Below are 18,929 nucleotides of genomic sequence, written 5' to 3'. Positions count from 1 at the left end.
TGGTAATTGGTAATTTCGGCTGGCTAATTACTAATTACCAATTTCTGCTTATTAGGTGAGTTTTTAATTCCAAAAGCGGGAGTTTTGAATTGCAGATTATTGTTGAAGGCTGGCGTTTTATTTATCATTCCTATTGTGTAGCCAATCAATTTCAACTGCTGGAAATGCTCGATCGCCCGCGAGGACAAATTGAGCTTTTCCACCGCGATATGCCCTACATTGACCCAGCTTGGGAGACGAAAATTAGTTTGTTCGATCGCCCAAATGAAACATTACTTCGCAGCATTAAGAACCCTGCGGTAAATCAGTCAGCGGATGTTACCCTGCGAATGTACTGCCCGTGGGACTTCTCGGCATCCAGCAGCGCTCAAACTTGGGTATTTGCAGCCACAGAATGGGGAATTGTTACCAGTACAGTATTGCAGGGGATGGGTGTTAAGTCGATCGCCCAAACCCCCGTTAACTCAGAAACGAAAATTATTACACCTTCCGCTTGGTCAAAAGCTGGCTTAATTCGCAGCGGTGTGGAGGCCGATCGCATTGCCGTTGTACCTTTGGGAGTCGATCCTAAGATTTATTATCCGGCTGCGGGCGATCGGCGTCAATCACTGCGCCAAAGCTTGGGCTGGTCAAACTATTTTATATTTTTAAACATCGGAGGGCAAACCGATCGCAAAGGTATTCGCCCTTTATTAAAAGCCTTCGCTGCGGTAGTTGACAAATATCCAGATGCGAGATTAGTTTTAAAAGGTTCAGAACTGCTTTATCCGTCCAGAGAGGAGATTGCGGAAGCCTGCCGAGTTGTGCTCAACGATGCCGAAAGAGCGAGGGTTTTACCGAGATTAATTTATACTGGTAGCCAGCTATCTTTTGCTCAAATAGCAGAGTTTTACCAAGCAGCAGATGTTTATGTTTCTCCTTATTTGGCAGAAGGTTTTAATCTCCCGGTGTTAGAAGCAGCAGCTTGCGGTTTGCCAGTTATTTGCACCGAGGGCGGCCCTACCGATGATTTTACGCGATCGGACTTTGCACTGCGGATTGAAAGTAAATTTATGGGTGTGGTGAGTGACGGGGAAACCTTATTTATCTTAGCTCCTGAGTGGGAACATTTGACTGATTTGATGCAAGGGGCGATCGAACAGCCTGGAATCGCTGCAAAAGCTAGGGTGGCGGGCCCGGCTTTTGTGGCTGAAAATTTTACTTGGAGGCGTGTAGTCGATCGATTGCTTGAGGTTATGGGAGGAGATAGAAAGAGAGAGGAGAGGTCTATTTTTGAGCCAATAATTTTGTAGTTTCGAGGTTTCAAGCCCTAGATGGGGAAATAGCGGTATCCTGACCGAGCTGTAACAGTTTCGACTCATAGTTGGGAAATGGATTTTCCAACAGGCTAAATTGTTGCCACAATAAAATGAATACTACCGAGAAACAAAGGACATGACCCAAGAGGAAGCCCTACGACGAATTGAGCGACTTATCAATAAAAAAGTGACGGGACTGAATTTGTCGGGGCTGGATTTGAAAGAATTGCCACCGGAAATTTTCAAGTATACGCATCTGACACACCTTTTACTCGATAGAAACCAGATTACCTTTATTCCAGATGCTATGTCGCAACTGTCGAATCTGCAATTGCTTAACCTTAGTAATAATCAGATTACTTCCATCCCAGAAGCGCTCGGACAACTGTCAAATCTGACACGGCTTGACTTCAGTAGGAATCAGCTTACCTCCATCCCAGAGGCGTTCGGGCAACTATCAAATCTGACATGGCTTGACCTCGGTGGCAATAAGATTACCTCCATTCCAGAGGCGCTCGGACAACTGTCAAATCTGACATGGCTTAGACTCAGTGGCAATAAGATTACCTTCATCCCAGAGGCGCTCAGACAACTGTCGAAACTGACAGAACTTAGACTCAATAGCAATGAGATTACCTCCATCCCAGAGGCACTCGGGCAACTGTCGAATCTGGCATGGCTTGAACTCAATAGCAATGAGATTACCTCCATCCCAGAGGCACTCGGGCAACTGTCGAATCTGAGGTGGCTTGATGTCCATAACAATAAGATTATCTCCATCCCAGAGGCACTCGGACAACTGTCCAATCTGAAGTCGCTTTGCCTCAATAACAATGAGATTACCTCCATCCCAGAGACGCTCGGGCAACTGTCGAAGCTGGAAGGGCTTAACCTCAATAACAATAAGATTACCTACATCCCAGAGGCGCTCGGGCAACTGCCGAATCTGACAGGGCTTGGCCTCAATAACAATAAAATTACCTCTATTCCAGAGGCGCTCAAACAACTGTCAAATCTGGCATGGCTTGATGTCCGTAACAATAAAATTACCTCCATCCCAGAAGCGCTTCGTGATTGGGTTGAAGAGATCCCAGAAGTGATTTATGATTGGGTTGAAAAGTGAGTTCACGTCAAACCTTTGCCCTGTATACTTTTACCTGGTTTGACTATAATGTTTGTAGTTTAATGCTTATAGTTAAGTCTGCTGTGTTAACCTTTGAAACTACACTCTTATATCCAACAATGTAGCTTTTGTATCAAAGCTAGATTGTTGGGTCTGAGTTGGTTGTCAAGATGCCTATTGCATCGTTGTCTCAAGATGAGACCCCACTTCTAAAAGCTAGAGAGTCAAATAAAAACCAGAAATATTCTGAATTTCGTGAAAATAAATACTACGGAGAAACAAAGGGCATGACGCGAGACCAAGCAGCCCGACGAATTGACCAAGCAGCCGAGAAAAAATTGACGGAACTGGATTTGTCGGGGTTGGAGCTGGAAGAATTGCCACCAGAAATTGCCAAGTGTACGCATCTGACACGGCTTTTATTCAATAGAAATCAGATTACCTCCATCCCAGATACAATCGGGCAATTGTCGAACCTGACACGGCTTGACCTCCGTGAGAACCAGATTACCTCCATCCCAGATGCAATCGGGCAACTGTTAAATCTGACAGAGCTTGACCTCTATAAAAATAAAATTACTTCCATCCCAGAGACGCTTCGGCAACTGTCCAAGCTGACATACCTTGACCTCAGTGGCAATCAGATAACCAAAATCCCAGAAGCGCTCGGCCAACTGTCGAATCTGACAGAGCTTGACCTTAGTAACAATGAAATTACCTCCATCTCAAGCGCGCTCGGACAACTGTCGAATCTGACACGGCTTGACTTCAGTAGGAATCAGATTACCTCCATCCCAGAGGTGTTCGGGCAACTATCGAATCTGACATGGCTTGACCTCCGTAGAAATCAGATTACTTCCATCCCAAAGGCGCTCGGGCAATTGTCGAATCTGACAGAGCTTTACCTTAGTGACAATAAGATTACTTCCATACCAGAGACGTTCGGGCAACTGTCGAATCTGACAAAGCTTTACCTCGGTGATAATTAGATTACCTTCATCCCAGAGGCACTGGGGCAATTGTCGAATCTGACAGGGTTTTACCTCAGTAACAATCAGATTACCTCCATCCCAGAGGCGCTAGGGCAACTGTCGAATCTGATATGGCTTTACCTCAGTGGCAATCAGATTATCTCCATCCCAGAGGCGCTGGGGCAACTGTCCAAGCTGACAACGCTTTACCTCAGTAGAAATCAGATTACCTCCATCCCAGAGGCGCTGGGGCAATTGTCGAATCTGATGTGGCTTTACATCGGTGAGAATCAGATTGCCTCCATCCCAGAGGCGCTAGGGCAACTGTCGAATCTGGTAGGGCTTTACCTCAGTGGTAATCAGATTACCTCCATCCCAGAGGTGCTAGGGCAACTGCCCAAGCTGGAATACCTTGACCTCAGTGGCAATCATATAACCAAAATCCCAGAGGCGCTCGGCCAACTGCCGAAGCTGAAAATAGATGAATAGGCTGAGTGAGCTTTAATAGTTTCCAGCTTTAAATGGGGAAATTTGATATCCTGACCGAGCTGTCGCACTTCCAAGCCCTAGGCTGGGAAAATATAGTATCCCCGCCTAGAACAAGGTTTTGGAGCGAGCTGGAAAATGGGGTTTTTTCCGGCGAAGAGTGTCTGTCATTTTAGATATCCTATTTTTGGTTATGTTTCAATCCATGATAGGGTTTTAGGTTTTTTCCGTTATCGGGCGCGCGTTCGAGAGTGATGGAACCAAAACTGCCTATAAAGGGAAGCTCAAGGAAAAACCAATAACCTACCGCAATATAGCCATAAAAGACTACTTAAAATTTGCAAAACACACACAATGATTCCGCCAACTAAAAAGCAAAGTGATTAAAAAATAACTCCGCTATATCAAAAAAACTTAGCTCGTATTTAACAGCTAATCGAGTTAGACACTTAGCTAAAAAATCTCAAAAAAAAGCCAGATAAAAGCTGCAAAGTCGTAGACTTATCAAAATCTATGCTTTAGAAAATTACAGGTCACAACTTATATTTTACCGAAATTGAATCCCCAATTAATTCCTATGAGTGATTTGCCCCAACTTATTCAGCGAAACCTAAAGTTTCAACAATAAGCGAATTTTTTCCTGCCATATTTGCGGTATTTGCGATTCGCGCTTCCGAAAAATATTATTGGCGAATTGCCTAAAAATTCACCAAATTAACTTAAAATCAGTAGAGTGGCATTTACCTTAAAACTACCTATGACAAAAGCCGAAATTAGCACCGAAAACATCACAGTTCCTAACGGGGATTTGCAAATAGCTGCATACCTAGCCCAGCCAACCTCCCCAGGACAATTTCCCGCAATTATCGTAATTCAAGAAATCTTTGGCGTCAACTCGCACATCCGCGAAGTTACTGAAAGAATAGCAAAAGAAGGATATGTGGCGATCGCCCCAGCCATTTACCAGCGTCAAGCCCCCGGCTTTGAAACCGGCTACACACCCGAAGCCATCCAAATCGGCAGAGAATACAAAGAAAAAACCACAGCTTCCGAACTTCTCGGCGATATCCAAGCCACCATCGATTACCTCAAAACTCTACCCTCTGTCAAACCAGAAAGTTTTGGCTGCATCGGTTTCTGCTTTGGAGGGCACGTCGCCTACCTTGCCGCTACTTTGCCCGAAATCAAGGCTACAGCGTCGTTTTACGGCGCCGGTATCGCCACTCAAACCCCCGGTGGCGGCACCCCCACGATCGCCCGCACAGCAGACATTAAAGGCACTCTCTACGCCTTTTTTGGCACTCAAGACCCCAGCATTCCCTTAGAACAAGTTGACCAAATCGCCGCAGAATTGCAAAAACACAGTATTTCTCACCAAATTTTCCGCTACAATGCCGATCACGGCTTCTTCTGCGACCACCGCGGCAGTTACGACACTACGGCAGCAGCCGACTCGTGGGTGCAGGTGAAGCAGCTATTTCATCAGCAACTTCAACCAGCTTAGAGAGTGGGAGATGGGGAGATAGGGATATGGGGAGAGTGGAAAAATTTTTTCTACTGACGACTGCCAACTAAATTACTGACAACTGACAACTAAACTGACATGAATTCCAAATCTACAGGTTCTCAAAGCGCAAAAGCATCCTTTTCAATGGATGATTTTGCTAAAGCCCTCGAACAGCACAATTACGAGTTCCAGAAGGGACAAGTAGTGCGCGGCAAAGTGTTCGAGTACGACTCAAACGGCGCGTATGTTGATATCGGCGGCAAGTCTTCGGCTTTTTTGCCGATCGAAGAGGCTGCTTTGAGAACAGTAACGGATTTGTCGGAAGTGGTTCCGCTGGACGAGGAACGGGACTTTTTGATTATCCGCGAACAAGATGCAGATGGCCAAGTTACCTTGTCCTTGCGACAGTTACAAATTCAGGAAGCTTGGGAAGATTTAATTGAATTGCAGGAAACCGGTAAAGTTCTTCAGGTGCGGGTTTCTGGGGCGAATAAGGGCGGCGTGACTGTAGATGTTCAGGGAATGCGCGGTTTTATTCCCCGATCGCACTTAGCGCAACGCGATAACATAGAATCGCTGATCGGTCAATCTTTGACCGTGAATTTTTTGGAGGTCGATCGCGAGCGAGAAAAACTCGTACTTTCCCAGCGGATGGCTACTCAATCGAATGCCTTCACTCAGTTGCAAATAGGTCAGTTGGTGGAAGGAAAAGTCAGCAGCATCAAGCCTTTTGGCGTGTTTGTTGACTTGGAAGGAGTTAGCGGTTTGCTGCACATCAAGCAAGTTAGCCAAAAATATATTGATAACCTTGGAAAGGTGTTTGCTCCCGGTCAACCCCTGAAAGCGATCGTGATTGACCTCGATGAAAGCCGCGGTCGGATTTCGCTTTCTACTCGGGTACTAGAAAATTATCCAGGGGAAATGGTGGATAAAATGGCGGATGTTATGGATACCGCAGAAGAGCGATCGGAACGTGCTAGAAAGACTCTTTCTTAAGTGTTGACGTAATTATAATCCCATCTACAGGAAACAATAGGAATGTAGATTGAACCACAAATATCAGCCGATAAACACAGATAAAATGCTATCGGCGTTCATGTGTGTCCCTCGGCTGATATCTGCGGTTAAAAAATCCCAATCTAACTAATTTGCTTTCTTCTTGATGCCTAATCAACCACAAACAATATCACTATCAACAGTCAACAGTCCACAGTCAACAATCATTCCGGTGCAACCGGAATCGATCTAACATGACTCGCAATTGTTTCACTTTCCACCGTTGCTTCCACTGACCAAGAATTTTCCATCTCTACTGTTTGTTTCGGCTGATAAACTGCCAAGTCGAACCAGAAAGTCGTACCCACATTAACTTCGCTAACTAAATTAATTTTAGTGTGGTGCTTGTCAATAATGTTTCTGACAATAGAAAGACCTAATCCTGTTCCTTCTAAAGTGTGTACTCGGTTTTCTACCCGGAAAAAGCGATCGAAGATTGCTTGTTGGTCTTCAGGATCTATGCCAATTCCCGTATCAGAAATCTCTATCCGCACTACCGGAAAATGTTTGGCATTCGGTGACAAGTTGTGGTTCCCGGATTTGCCGTCTTTGGTAGTCGCATCCTCCGGCTCTAGCAAATACGCTCGAATTGCCACCTTGCCGCCGGACTGAGTAAATTTTAAGGCATTTCCTACTAAATTTGCAAATACTTGCAGTAACAAATCGTAATGACCTAAAGCAGGCGGCAAATATGGGTCAACTTCTTGCTCTAATTCAATGCCTTTATCCTTAGCATTTAACTGATAAGTCCGCAGGGTTTGTTCCACAGCTTGCGGGAGGTCAACAGCCTCCAAGTGATAAACTCGGCAGGATTCGAGTCGCGACAAGTCTAACACGTCGTTAACTAAACGAGTTAGTCGATCGGTTTCTCGATTGGCAATTTCTAGGAATTCCCTGCGCTCGCTTTCTAGAAGGTCTTCTCCGTACTCGTGGAGAGTCTCGATAAAAGATTTGATATTAAATAAAGGTGTTCTCAATTCGTGAGAAACATTGCTGATAAAATTGCTTTTAGCCTCATTGAGTTCTACTTCGCGAGTAATGTCCTGCACTGTCATTGCAATGCCTTTGAGACTTTCTCGGTAATTCCCCGAACCTTGATGCTTGGAGGTTTGCTCGTAGAAAGTACACTCTACAGCTACCGGGCGTTGTGGTTCGGTACAGGTATCTTCCTCATGGCGGATGCAGCTTTTGCACAGCGGTTCGGCACCGGGCGCTTTGTGCAGAATGACTGTAGTTAAAACAATCCGAATTGTACGGTTAACTGGTTCGCTCATCGAGATGCGAAATTCGCCTCCGTCGCGATCGCCCGCAGCTATTTCCTGCAAAGGTCTCGCCAAGTCCTGCTGCACTTCCGAAGGCAAAATGTTAAGAACATTTACTCCGAGCGCATTTTTACCTTCCCATCCAAAAATCCGCATCCCCGTCGGATTAACTAAAATTACCTGCAAATTTGCGTCTAATAAAAGCGCGCCATCAGCAATCGTTGAAACCAAAGTTTCTAACTTCGCTTTTTCCGCTGTCAACTCTTCAATATTTTGTTCTTCATAACTTTCTAGTTTCTGGGCCATCTCGTTAAAACTGCCGATCAACTCGCCCAATTCTCCACCCAAAGGGAGGTCAACTCGCTGCTTAAAATTTCCGGTGGCGATGTTTTTGACCCCAAATACTAATTGTTTTATCGGCTGAGTAATTGTCAGGGCATTAAATACAGCCCCCAAAATTACCATCACCCAAATTGTGACAAATACTGCTAAAGTGACATCCCTAGTCAGATTTGAAGAGATAACTGCTGCGGGATTGGGGTTAATGCCGATCGCCAAAACTCCCAAATATTTGTCTTCATGAATTAACGGCACAAATACATCGGTAACTTCTCCATCCGGCGTCAAATGCTGCCGCACCAAAGGCAAAGAAGTTAAATTTCTCGCCTCAATATCGGCGAGAAAATTATCGGGAAGTTTGATCTGGCGGCGCAGCGTCAGGGAAGTTTCCACCTCGGATTCCGAAAAAGGTATCCCCAGGAAAATATCCCCCGCTTCGTCTGCGTAAAGCATATAGCGGACGCTGGAGGTGCTGCTGTAAAATTGGCGGGAAAAGCGGGCGACTTCGGAGCGATCGTTTTTGGCAATCAGCGGCGCCACATTTGCCGCCAACAGCAGGCCCAGGTCTCTGCCGTAGCGAGTATCGTTAAGTCGGGCGTCTTGCTGGATAGTATTCACGGCCCAGAATGTCAGGCCACTCATAATTAACGACACTACGAGGGTAGCACCGGCCATCAAGCGGGTCTGGAGGGTAAAATCCGACCACCAGCGGGCAATAATTTCTCCGATTTTGTTTAGTATGGCCAGCATTTCACCAGTTCACCCGTTCAATATTAAAAGCAAGATCAATTCAGTTGGCTCCCGATCGAATTTTCTGCTGCGACTTGTCCGCTACCGCCACCGCAGAGATACCAAACTTCATTGTTACATTTCTACATTGAGATTGCTTGGCTTTCGGATGGCGGCCGATGTCGCAATTCCTAATTTTTATCACCCAGAGCTCTGCGACCGATGTCTCGACGGCAGTAGACGCCTTCAAATTGGATGCAATCAACTGCTGCATAAGCTTTGGAGATAGCTTGTTCCAAAGTTTCTCCCGTCGCAGTGACGCCCAAAACCCGGCCACCGTCGCTCACCAACTGCTGCTGCTTCAACTGGGTGCCGGCATGAAACACTTCTGCTCCTTTGGCTTCGGCTTCCTCGATACCTGTAATAACGTTGCCTTTTTGATAACTTCCAGGATAGCCCCCAGAAGCCAAAACTACGCACACAGAAGCCCCCGACTTCCAGCGAATAGAATATTCACCGAGACGCTGCTGACAGCAGGCCAGCACCAAATCTTCTAAAGGAGTTTCCAGCAGTGACAAAACCGCTTGAGTTTCGGGATCTCCGAAACGGCAGTTGAATTCTAAGACTTTGGGTTCTCCGTCGGGGGTAATCATTAAACCTGCGTAGAGTACACCCCGATAGTCGATTTTGCGTTTTTGCAGTGCTGCGAGGGTGGGTTCGAGAATTTCTTCTTGAATCCTTTCCATGAGTTCCGGGGTGACAATGGGCGCTGGGGCGTAGGCTCCCATACCGCCGGTGTTGGCTCCCTTGTCGCCTTCGCCGATCGCTTTGTGGTCTTGGGCCGGCAGCAACGGTTCCACTGTGATGCCGTCGGTGAGGGCGAGAATCGAGACTTCTTGACCTGTTAAGAATTCTTCGACAACGACTCGGATGTTATCGGTGCCGAATTCGCCTCGGAAAATGGTGTTGATGGCGCTGTGAGCCATTTTGACGGTGGTGGCAACGGTGACTCCTTTGCCTGATGCGAGTCCGTCTGCTTTGATAACTATCGGGGTTCCTTGTTCCAGAACGTATGCTTTTGCTGCTTCTGCGTCTGTAAATACGGCAGCTTTGGGCGTGGGGATGCCTGCTTGGAGCATCAATTCTTTGGCCCAGGATTTGCTGGATTCAATTTGGGCACCGGCTTTGGTGGGCCCGAAAATCATGAGTTTTTTCTGGTGGAAATAGTCGGCGATGCCTAGCGATAGGGGCAATTCGGGGCCGACGATGACTAATCCGATGTTGTTGACCATCACAAAGCGTTCGATGCCTTGGAAGTCGTCGATGTTGAGCGACAGATTTTGACAGCCTGGGGTGGTAGCTGTGCCGCCGTTGCCCGGTACGCAGAATACTTGTTTAATCCGCGTAGATTCTAGCAGTTTTTTTGCGATCGCGTGTTCGCGACCTCCGTTTCCCACAACTAAAACTTTCACAGTATCCTCACCTATAAATTTTGTTCCCTGAATGTCTGATTTTCAGTGTTGGCATCTATCTATCTGCTTTTTGCAGTGCTGTCAATTATGCCATGCTTGGGGCTAGGGAATTGCTAGATGTGGCACTTTTCTGGAGGAGTGGGCTTCGACCGCTGTTTCTCAATGGCTGGGAGCGTGCAATAATTAAAGACTTTAGCTGCCCAATTTTTCTAGGTTCTGCCTCGATTTAATCAGGCAATTAAAACTATTTTTGGGCTTTTAACTCTTCAATTACTGTAATTCATCCGGGGGCAAATAGCGATAAGATAGGCAGGTTGACTCTGGGGAATTTTACTCACATGAAATCAAATCAAACCGCCGCGAGTTCGTCTGCAAAATTTAAGCGGGTGGGCGTTGTCGGCGGCGGCCAGCTAGCTTCGATGATGGGGGATGCTGCTAGTGCGCTGGGTATTGAATTGGTAGTGCAAACTCCCCATGCTACTGACCCGGCAGTTTCTGTTGCTGCTGGTGCTGTTTTGGCTGCTGTTGATGATGTTTTGGCTACGGCTGCATTGGCGGATGACTGCGATGTTATTACTTTTGAAAATGAGTTTGTGGATTTGGATGGTTTGCGCCCGCTAGAAGAGCAAGGTGTGTTATTTCAGCCGAGTTTGTGGTCGCTTTCTCCGTTGTTGGATAAGTACGTTCAGCGCTGTTATTTACAAAGTTTGGGTTTGCCAACTCCGAGGTTTTGGGAATGGGATTGCAGCGCGGATTTGCCCCCAGAATTGTTTAAGGCGGTGGCGATCGACTTTCCGGCAATTTCTGTTTCCGACAGCGTGCAGATTGCAGGAGAGTCGGATGCTGGATCGATCGACTTTCCCTTTGTCGTCAAAGTTCGCCGCCACGGTTATGACGGCCAAGGTACTTTTATTGTTAAGGATCGAGGGAGTTTTGAGTCAATTCGTGCTAAGCTCCAAGATCAGTCTTTGCTAGTGGAAGAGTTTGTGCCGTTCGATCGCGAGTTGGCTGTAATTGCAGCTCGATCAGCAACTGGCGAAATTGCGATTTATCCGATAGTGGAAACTCAGCAGCAAAATCAGGTTTGTCATCTGGTGATTGCGCCTGCTGATATTAGCTTAGATGTGAAAACTGAAGCTTGTGCGATCGCCCGCACTCTCCTCAACAGTTTGCAAGCTGTCGGCGTATTCGGCATTGAATTATTTTTAACCGCCGATAATAAACTGTTAGTCAATGAAATTGCACCCCGCACCCACAACTCGGGACATTTTACCATCGATGCCTGCGAAACTTCACAATTTGAACAGCATTTGCGCGCAGTTTGTCAACTGCCTTTAGGCAATTCGGCTCTGCAATGTGCAGGCGCTGTCATGGTAAATTTGCTCGGCTACGAGTCTGCCCAGTCCGATTATTTAGTAAAAAGAAAACAACTGGCACAACTTAACGGTGCTTTTGTGCATTGGTATGGTAAAAAAGTATCGCGTCCCGGCCGCAAACTCGGTCACGTTACAGTTGTGCTCGACGCGGACTTGGTGGCTCAGGGGCGATCGCAAGCACTGGTGATCGCTCAAACCGTTGAATCTATCTGGTATGCAAGTTAAATTGCTCGAAGCTTGCCAAAATCTGGTTAGTTGGTATATATTAAATAAAGGTTCTACTGCGACGTTGGTGACTGCCAATAATGTTTTTTTGATCTATAACTCTTAACTCTCGGGAATCAAGATGTTTGGACAGCAGTAAACTGGGCTTGTACCCAGAAACTTTAAGTCCGAGCCAACGGTACCCACCTGGTAAAATACCAGGTCAAAAGCTGAGGTAAGACGGCGTTGCGGGGAACCATTAAAATTGTAATTGAGATAGGCGCTGTGAAATATGGCTAGCCTATTTTTTTTTGAGATAAACGCCTTTAGTCATACTACATTTTCAAGTTTTGCCTAAACTCCTCTAGGCAAGGCTATTTCATTCTAAATAATGCCTTCTTAGCAATGAGATAGTTTCCGGTTGCATCGGAAGGAATAATAAAATCGAGTCAACAGTCAACACTTAACAATCATTCTGTTTTTCGACTGATAGTCACTCGTCAACAATCATGAGGAGTGCAACCGGAATTGAGATGACTTGTCGATCATCGCGCCTGAGAGAAAAATAGAGCGATAAGTTAAATTGACTACGGTCGATTCTCCCATATTTCCAACGGCACAGGGCGCAACCTTCCCGCTACTTCTACACTCGGCCAATTCGGATCAAAAGTCAAATTTTCCAACGTTCCATCGCTGTGAATTAAAAACGTATCCTCAATTTTTGCTCCCGACAAACTCGGATTCCAAGCCACAGCCATATTTTCTGCCAAAATATCTGAAGTAGCCGGATTCGCCACAATTTCCCGCGCCAAATATCCGGTAGTTCCGCCTTGATGGTGTTCCGCAATTGCGTGAGGATATCCGTGCTCTTCGTAAGCAGTTTTAAGCGTATCATAAACCGCATTCAGCGTTACTCCGGGGCGACACAAATTTAGCGCCGCGGCTTCAATTTCCCTGACTTGTCGGTGCAATTCTGAATGCTTTTCCCCAAGAAAATCGAAACAGACAAATCTGGTTAAATTTGCATACAAACCCCATCCCCTCGCGCAAAATACTAACATTGCTTGTCGTCCAATTTGTTCGGCGGTTGCTGTGGCGTGGCGGTACAGCGGCAAACGCCTTTCTCCAGCAACTAATGTCAGGGCTGGATGCAAACCTCTAGCCCACAATGCCTCTGCACCGGCTCCCGCTAGCTGATATTCTGTCCATGTTGGTTTTGCTGCGGAAAGCACCTGTGTCATCGCTTCGCTGGCTAAACGTCCAACTCGCCGATATCGCTCTAATTCGCTTGACATCATTGTCTGTTTGCGGGATTGTAAAGATGCGATTATTGGCATTTCTTGGGAATTTGGCCGATCGCTCATGACGTTACCACCACCAGTAATTTCTTTGACGAAAGCTTCGCGCTGTGCAACATCTGCCCAAGGATAGATGTGCATTTGAAAGTTGGCGGGCAATTCCTCGTCCTGCAAGCGCTGGGCTTCGATTTCATCGGTGAGAACCCAAGCGTTTTCGGCGGTGATTAAAAGTTCTGCTACTCCGGTTTCTGCGGTTAGCAATACTGTATGGGAACCGCCGGCTGTGGCCCAGGCAAACCAGTCAGTGCCTCGCAAGCGAAGGGCGATCGCTTTTGTTTCGGTTAAGGCTTTGCGGATGAATTCGAGTTTTGTATCGACTTCTTGGTTGAATGAGTTTATCATAGATTGACCCAAAATCTAAAATCTAAAATCTAAAATAGATTGACAGATACGGCTTGCAATTCTTTAGCTTTTTCTTCGGGTAAAGCGTCGTTGGCAAACATTCCGGCGGCGAGTTCGGTTCCTGCTAGGTATTTTAGCCGCTCGCTCGATCGATAGGGCGGATAAAATTGGGCGTGCAAATGCGCTTCTGGATGGGGTTTCCCGTCTGTGGGCCCTTGAAACCAAGCCATCAAATAAGGGAACGGGCGATGCCACAAACCGTCATATTTGAGGGTGACTGTTTTTAAGGCTTTAGCGAGTGATTGTCGCTGTTTTTCCGTCAAATCGATAAATGTAGCAGCGGGGGCGATCGGGGCAATCCACACTTCGTAAGGGTAGCGGGCACAAGCGGGGACAAAGGCGATCGCCTCTTCGTCTAAATAAATAATTCGCTGTTTGTCAGCAATCTCTTTTTGAATCAAATCTTGCAGCAAACCACTCGTGTTTTTTTGATAGTAAACCGATTGACATTCTAACATCCGTGCCGGCACCGGTGGCACGAACGGATAAGCGTAAATTTGACCGTGTGGATGGTGCAAAGTTACTCCGACTTCTACGCCGCGATTTTCAAAGGGCAAGACGTATTGAATTTCGGGATTGCTGCCAATAACTGAAGTGCGATCGGCCCATACTTCTAACAGCAATTCCAAGTGAGATAACTCCAAAGAACCCAAGGAAGACAGCGGATCTTGAGTGAAAACAACGACTTCGCAAATGCCTTTGGCGGGCAAAGTTTCTACAATATTTGCAGGTGCGTTTTTTGCTTGCAAAGTCATCGAGGGAAAGCGATTGTCAAACACTGCTACATCGTAATCTCCCGGCGGCAATTCTGTCGGAAACTTAGGGTTAATTGTAGCTGCTAGCGGATTGTATTCCGGCGGCGGCATGAAAGTTCTTCCCTGACGGTGGCTGGCGTATGCTACCCATTCCCCCCGCAAAGGATGCCAGCGAAAGTGAGGGTTTGCCTCTACGGGTTCATTGCTGGGACTTACAGCCACTATACCTTCTGGGATTGGGTAGCGGCTGTACAGTGTGAGTGGGCGGCCGTCTGGTTTTAGCAATTTTTGGGCGTACATTTTTTGTAGGGGCGGGCGATCGCGTTTAATATATGTTAGGAGTATAACTTCGTGCTTTGAGACTCCGCCCCTACCTAAAGTCGCAAATTATATTAACAACTTTACTTTGCAGTACCAACGTCAGCCGACCGTCCGCAAGTCCCCCAGGGGTGGAAACCCACGGGGTTTTTAGCTAAAGAGCTCGCTATGAGGACTAATAGACCTCTTGCGAAAGTGCGATCGCTTTGGTAAAACAAAAGAAAAAATTAGCTTAATAATATGAATTACGAACAATTACCAAAGTTAACCCCCAAAGGCTTTAAACGCTACTGTGGAGTAAATCAAGAGACATTCAAAGAGATGGTAAAAATAGTCGAAGCGGAAAAAATATTTCAAAAAAAATTAGGAAGACCAAGTAAATTGTGCGTAGAAGACCAAATATTAATGACATTATCCTATTTGCGAGAATATCCTATTTTTATCTGGAAATTAAATGGGGTATTAATGAATCAAGTGCTTATAAAATTGTAATTAGAACTGAGAAAGTTTTAATCCAATCAGGTTTATTTAATTTACCTGGTAAAAAAATCTTTGTCTAAGTCAAAATGAGATAGAAACTGTAGCGGTAGATGTGTCAGAGCATGAAATAGAGCGTCCCAAAAAAAAGCAAAAGAAATATTATAGTGGCAAGCAAAAATATCATACAATAAAATCGCAAGTTTTAGCCAACAAAAAAACGGGAGAAATAATATGTACAGCTTTTAGTAAAGGGAAAACGCAGGATTTTAGTTTGTTTAAAAAAAGCAAAGTTCGGATGAATAAAGAACTTGAATTGTTAGGTGATAAAGGTTATCAAGCAATTAAAAAGATTCATACTAATAGTAGAACACCGCTCAAAAAAATCAAAAACAAAAAACTGAGTCCAGCCGAAAAACTTTTCAATCGGCAACTAGCAAAAGACAGAATTATTATTGAAAACATACATCGAACTTTAAATATATTTAGAATACTTTCCTCAAGGTATCGGAATCGAAGAAAACGCTTCGGATTAAGATTTAATTTGATCGCTGGTATTTATAATTATGAACTTTCTTGGAAGACAAACTAGCGATATCCTAAGACTTTCGCAAGAGGTCTATTGTCCTGGTTGGAAGGTAGCGATCGCCCGTGTTTGGTTGACAACGTGCCAGCAGTTGTGCTAAATTTGGCATGAGGCGAAGTTGGAACGAATTATAGATAGGGTTTGAGTAGCAATGGATACTGTTGGCGAAAGTATTACAAACAGACAAACAAAAGTGTTACAACTAAAAGCCGCAACTACAGATTGAAGGTTTGAGCCTTTCGTAATACGTAAAAATACAAATATGTATTACATTCGCCAACATTATCAGCGGCTACACAGGGTGGTTAATCTAATAATGATTCGATTCACTACTATTAGAGTTAATTAAGGAAGTTGATGCAACCGCCTAGTAATTTGCCCACTCCTAAGAAAATTATTTATCTAGACTATTTGCGCCTATTCGCTTGTGTAGGAGTTTTTGCCTGCCACTTGTGGGTAGGAGGAATTTTACCTAATGCAAGCAATGTTACTAAAAACCTGAGCAATCTAGCTGATGAATGTCTAGGCATTAAAGGAGACTCTTTGTATCGATGTGGTTTTGACAGCCTTTTTCTGTTTCCTAGTAATAGCGGGGATCACCTCTTATTTAACTTTTTTAACTTTGTATTTGGACTAGGTTATCAAGCAGTTCATCTTTTTTTCATTCTAAGCGGTTTCGGATTAACCCTCTCCGCGCTTCTTGTGGAAAAGAAGACTGATCGCATCCGTTGGTTTGGTTTTATTAAGAAAAGATTCATCAGGTTATATCCATCATATTGGCTCATTTTAGCAATTTATCTTCTCCTAAACTTCTTTCAGTATAACAGCTTTCTAGGATTACTTAAAACCTATGTAAAAGGTGCCATATTTCTTGATGTTATTCCTGCAACCTGGTACATCCCTATTCTTTTGCAACTTTACTTACTCTTTCCATTCCTCTTCTATTTTCTTAAAAAGCTATCTATAAAAAACTTTTTACTTCTTAGCCTACTGGTTAAAACAGTGAGCAGCGCAATTATTATCACTACATCGTTACTGGCGTTTGATAAAATTTTAGGGTTTGGCTATGGAGGACTTGCCCCTGGAGGAATTGCTTTAACTAGATTGTTTGAGTTTTGTTTTGGAATGGCGATCGCAAAACACTGGTTTACTCATGAACGTTCTGTTGATGCGTTTACCGTATTTCAAAAACCTAAGGCAATCATCTTGGGAATTTTCCTAGAATGTTTAGGCATTTTTCTTTCTTTGAAGTACACTGCAATACGCTTTATAGATCATGATATCCCTGTCGGTCTCTTTATCTCTGATGCCTTTATAGGCATTGGAATTTTTATTATTTCTCTAAACCTCGTATTTCTAGTTGATGGTTTGTTAAAGAGCAAGAGTAAGGCGTGGCTTGATTTAATCAGTAATGGAACCTACGAAGCATACCTAGTCCACAGCATAGTATTAAGCTATTTCCTAACTTTATTGATTAAGCCTTCACTGCAATTTTTAAGCTCCACCGCCAGCTATCTCATAGTCTGCCTTTTATATTTGATAATTCTTCTAATCTTTTCCTCCCTAACTTTGTCTCTAGGTTGTTGGCTATTTAACCTCAAATCATATCTACTTCAAAAGTGGTCTTTGCTATTTAATTCCTAGTTGTTGTAGACCGCAATCATAATCGTTTGGAACCACAGTCAAGTTTTTTTGAGACTACATTAGACCTCTTGCGAAAGTGCGCGCGTTCTAGGTAAAATAAAAGAAATAATTAGCTCTTATAAGATGAATTACGAACAAGTACAAAAGTTAAACCCCGCCGACTTTAAACTGTACTGTGGACCACATCAAGAGACATTCAAAGAGATGGTAAAAATAGTCAAAGCAGAAAAAGTTTTTCAAAAAAAATCAGGAAGACCAAGTAAATTGTGCGTAGAAGACCAAATCTTAATGACATTATCCTATTTGCGAGAATATCCTACTTTTTTTCATTTGGGAATTAAATGGGGTATTAATGAATCAAATGCTTATCGAATTGTAATTAGAACTGAGAAAGCTTTAATAAATTCAGGTTTATTTAATTTACCGGGCAAAAAAAGTCTTTATCAAAATCAAATTCAGGAGATAGAAACTGTAGCGGTGGATGTGTCAGAGCATGAAATAGAGCGTCCAAAAAAAAAGCAAAAGAAATATTATAGTGGCAAGCAAAAATATCATACAATAAAATCGCAAGTTTTAGCCAACACAAAAAGTACCGAAATAATATGTACAGCTTTTAGTAACGGAAAAACGCATGATTGTAGTTTGTTTAAAAAAAGCAAGATGGGGAGGAATAAAGAACTTGAACTTTTAGGTGATAAAAGTTATCAAGGAATCAAAAAGATTCATAATAATAGTAGAACCCCTCTCAAAAAAACCAAGAATAAAGAACTGACTCAAGCAGAAAAAGTTTGAAATCGCCAACTGGCAAAAGAAAGAATTATTATTGAAAATATACATCGAAGTTTAAATATATTTAGAATACTTTCATCCAGATATCGGAATCAAAGAAGGCGCTTCGGATTAAGATTTAATTTGATCGCTGGTATTGATAATTATGAACTTTATTTAAAGACTAAATTAGATATCGCCTGAGACTTTCGCAAGAGATCTAATGAATTCTTGAGTCATATCTAAGAGGACTTTAGCTTTTACAGGACTTACGCAGGCCCACTATATATAGTGTGCCAAAAAAGGAATCTCCTTTTTCTCTCATCAAGAGTGAGCCTCGCGAGATTAAAAACTTGCTGGCTCAAAAAATCACCAATTCTTCTGTTTAACAAGATATAGCATAGGGAAGGATAGTGGTCGGACTAACTATATAGAAACATTTAATAATAGTTTGATACAAAGAATATATGGTCGTAATCAAAAAAATACCACTTTAAAATACTCTCCTATATTAGAGGCAGCTCTTTGGTATTTTATTGATGAGTATAACGCCTCTGCTTAGCGCAGGTTTATCCTGCACTGATTATCACGAAAATTGAGCAGAGATAGAAGAAGAGTTAGTGGCCCAAGAATCGGAATATGAGCGTTGGGCAGCATTAAATAGGGTTTGCTGAATAATCGATCGCAAACTAAGAACAGAAGCGATCGATATATTCAAACTCGGGTGCATCTCACTTTGGCGAATATGTCGCAAAAGGGTTAAAATGGAAAAGCTAGTAAAATTGCCAAAAAATATGA

The 18,929-nt window shown here is 44.0% G+C and carries 14 protein-coding genes, 1 other RNA gene and 2 pseudogenes; 11 read left to right on the top strand and 6 right to left on the bottom strand.

Going from position 1 to position 18,929, the window contains the following annotated elements; all coding sequences use genetic code 11:
• Positions 1-89 precede the first annotated feature (89 nt).
• The 6 genes from QT994_RS23555 (at position 90) to QT994_RS23530 (ending at position 6,381) form a co-directional block, all read left to right on the top strand.
• On the top strand, positions 90-1,292 hold the full coding sequence (locus tag QT994_RS23555; protein WP_333178825.1) for a glycosyltransferase family 4 protein: 1,203 nt from the start codon (positions 90-92) through the stop codon (positions 1,290-1,292).
• 142 nt (positions 1,293-1,434) lie between these two features.
• Positions 1,435-2,421, top strand: coding sequence for a leucine-rich repeat domain-containing protein (locus QT994_RS23550; protein ID WP_333178822.1), 987 nt, complete (start codon positions 1,435-1,437; stop codon positions 2,419-2,421).
• A 287-nt stretch (positions 2,422-2,708) separates the two neighbouring features.
• The gene (locus QT994_RS23545; protein WP_333178819.1) at positions 2,709-3,410 is read left to right on the top strand and encodes a leucine-rich repeat domain-containing protein; all 702 of its coding nucleotides are present in this window, start codon (positions 2,709-2,711) and stop codon (positions 3,408-3,410) included.
• A complete protein-coding gene (locus QT994_RS23540; RefSeq protein ID WP_333178840.1) occupies positions 3,411-3,881 on the top strand; it encodes a leucine-rich repeat domain-containing protein in 471 nt (156 codons plus the stop codon).
• 754 nt (positions 3,882-4,635) lie between these two features.
• The gene (locus QT994_RS23535; RefSeq protein WP_333178817.1) at positions 4,636-5,382 is read left to right on the top strand and encodes a dienelactone hydrolase family protein; all 747 of its coding nucleotides are present in this window, start codon (positions 4,636-4,638) and stop codon (positions 5,380-5,382) included.
• Between the two features lie 99 nt (positions 5,383-5,481).
• Positions 5,482-6,381 (top strand): S1 RNA-binding domain-containing protein, encoded by a 900-nt coding sequence (locus QT994_RS23530; protein ID WP_333178814.1) that lies wholly within the window; start codon positions 5,482-5,484, stop codon positions 6,379-6,381.
• 224 nt (positions 6,382-6,605) lie between these two features.
• On the opposite strand, the gene QT994_RS23525 is transcribed toward QT994_RS23530, so the two are convergent.
• Genes QT994_RS23525 through purD form a run of 3 tightly spaced genes read right to left on the bottom strand, consistent with a single transcriptional unit; the run spans position 6,606 to position 10,243 of the window.
• Positions 6,606-8,792, bottom strand: a complete 2,187-nt coding sequence (locus tag QT994_RS23525; protein WP_333178812.1) for an ATP-binding protein — start codon at positions 8,790-8,792, stop codon at positions 6,606-6,608.
• Between the two features lie 40 nt (positions 8,793-8,832).
• Positions 8,833-8,976 carry a hypothetical protein gene (locus tag QT994_RS23520; RefSeq protein WP_333050439.1) on the bottom strand — a complete coding sequence of 48 codons (144 nt, stop codon included), beginning with the start codon at positions 8,974-8,976 and terminating at the stop codon, positions 8,833-8,835.
• Entirely contained in the window at positions 8,963-10,243 is a 1,281-nt protein-coding gene (gene purD, locus QT994_RS23515) for a phosphoribosylamine--glycine ligase (protein WP_333050438.1), read from the bottom strand. Before purD ends, QT994_RS23520 begins: the two co-directional genes overlap by 14 nt.
• Positions 10,244-10,581: 338 nt before the next feature.
• On the opposite strand from purD, the gene QT994_RS23510 reads away from it, so the two are divergent.
• Entirely contained in the window at positions 10,582-11,844 is a 1,263-nt protein-coding gene (locus QT994_RS23510; protein ID WP_333178810.1) for a 5-(carboxyamino)imidazole ribonucleotide synthase, read from the top strand.
• A 50-nt stretch (positions 11,845-11,894) separates the two neighbouring features.
• A non-coding RNA gene (ssrS, locus tag QT994_RS23505) (6S RNA) lies at positions 11,895-12,082 on the top strand.
• 328 nt (positions 12,083-12,410) lie between these two features.
• Here ssrS and QT994_RS23500 read toward each other — a convergent pair.
• Both QT994_RS23500 and galT read right to left on the bottom strand, forming a co-directional pair.
• The gene (locus QT994_RS23500; RefSeq protein WP_333178807.1) at positions 12,411-13,523 is read right to left on the bottom strand and encodes a M24 family metallopeptidase; all 1,113 of its coding nucleotides are present in this window, start codon (positions 13,521-13,523) and stop codon (positions 12,411-12,413) included.
• A gap of 29 nt (positions 13,524-13,552) precedes the next feature.
• Positions 13,553-14,638, bottom strand: a complete 1,086-nt coding sequence (gene galT / locus QT994_RS23495) for a galactose-1-phosphate uridylyltransferase (protein ID WP_333178804.1) — start codon at positions 14,636-14,638, stop codon at positions 13,553-13,555.
• A 258-nt stretch (positions 14,639-14,896) separates the two neighbouring features.
• Here galT and QT994_RS23490 point away from each other — a divergent pair.
• The 3 genes and pseudogenes from QT994_RS23490 (at position 14,897) to QT994_RS23480 (ending at position 18,335) form a co-directional block, all read left to right on the top strand.
• A pseudogene (locus QT994_RS23490) lies at positions 14,897-15,725 on the top strand (IS5 family transposase).
• 351 nt (positions 15,726-16,076) lie between these two features.
• Complete coding sequence (locus tag QT994_RS23485; protein ID WP_333178801.1) at positions 16,077-17,363, top strand: acyltransferase; 1,287 nt, start codon at positions 16,077-16,079, stop codon at positions 17,361-17,363.
• A 123-nt stretch (positions 17,364-17,486) separates the two neighbouring features.
• Positions 17,487-18,335, top strand: a pseudogene (locus QT994_RS23480) (IS5 family transposase).
• Positions 18,336-18,717: 382 nt separating this feature from the next.
• Here QT994_RS23480 and QT994_RS23475 read toward each other — a convergent pair.
• Positions 18,718-18,929 (bottom strand): hypothetical protein (locus QT994_RS23475; protein ID WP_333178798.1); only part of this gene is annotated, 212 nt, incomplete at its 5' end.

This window comes from Microcoleus sp. S13_B4 (genome assembly GCF_036700885.1).
Classification (GTDB): Bacteria; Cyanobacteriota; Cyanobacteriia; order Cyanobacteriales; family Microcoleaceae; genus Microcoleus.
This window is presented reverse-complemented; position numbering and strand designations above follow the sequence as displayed.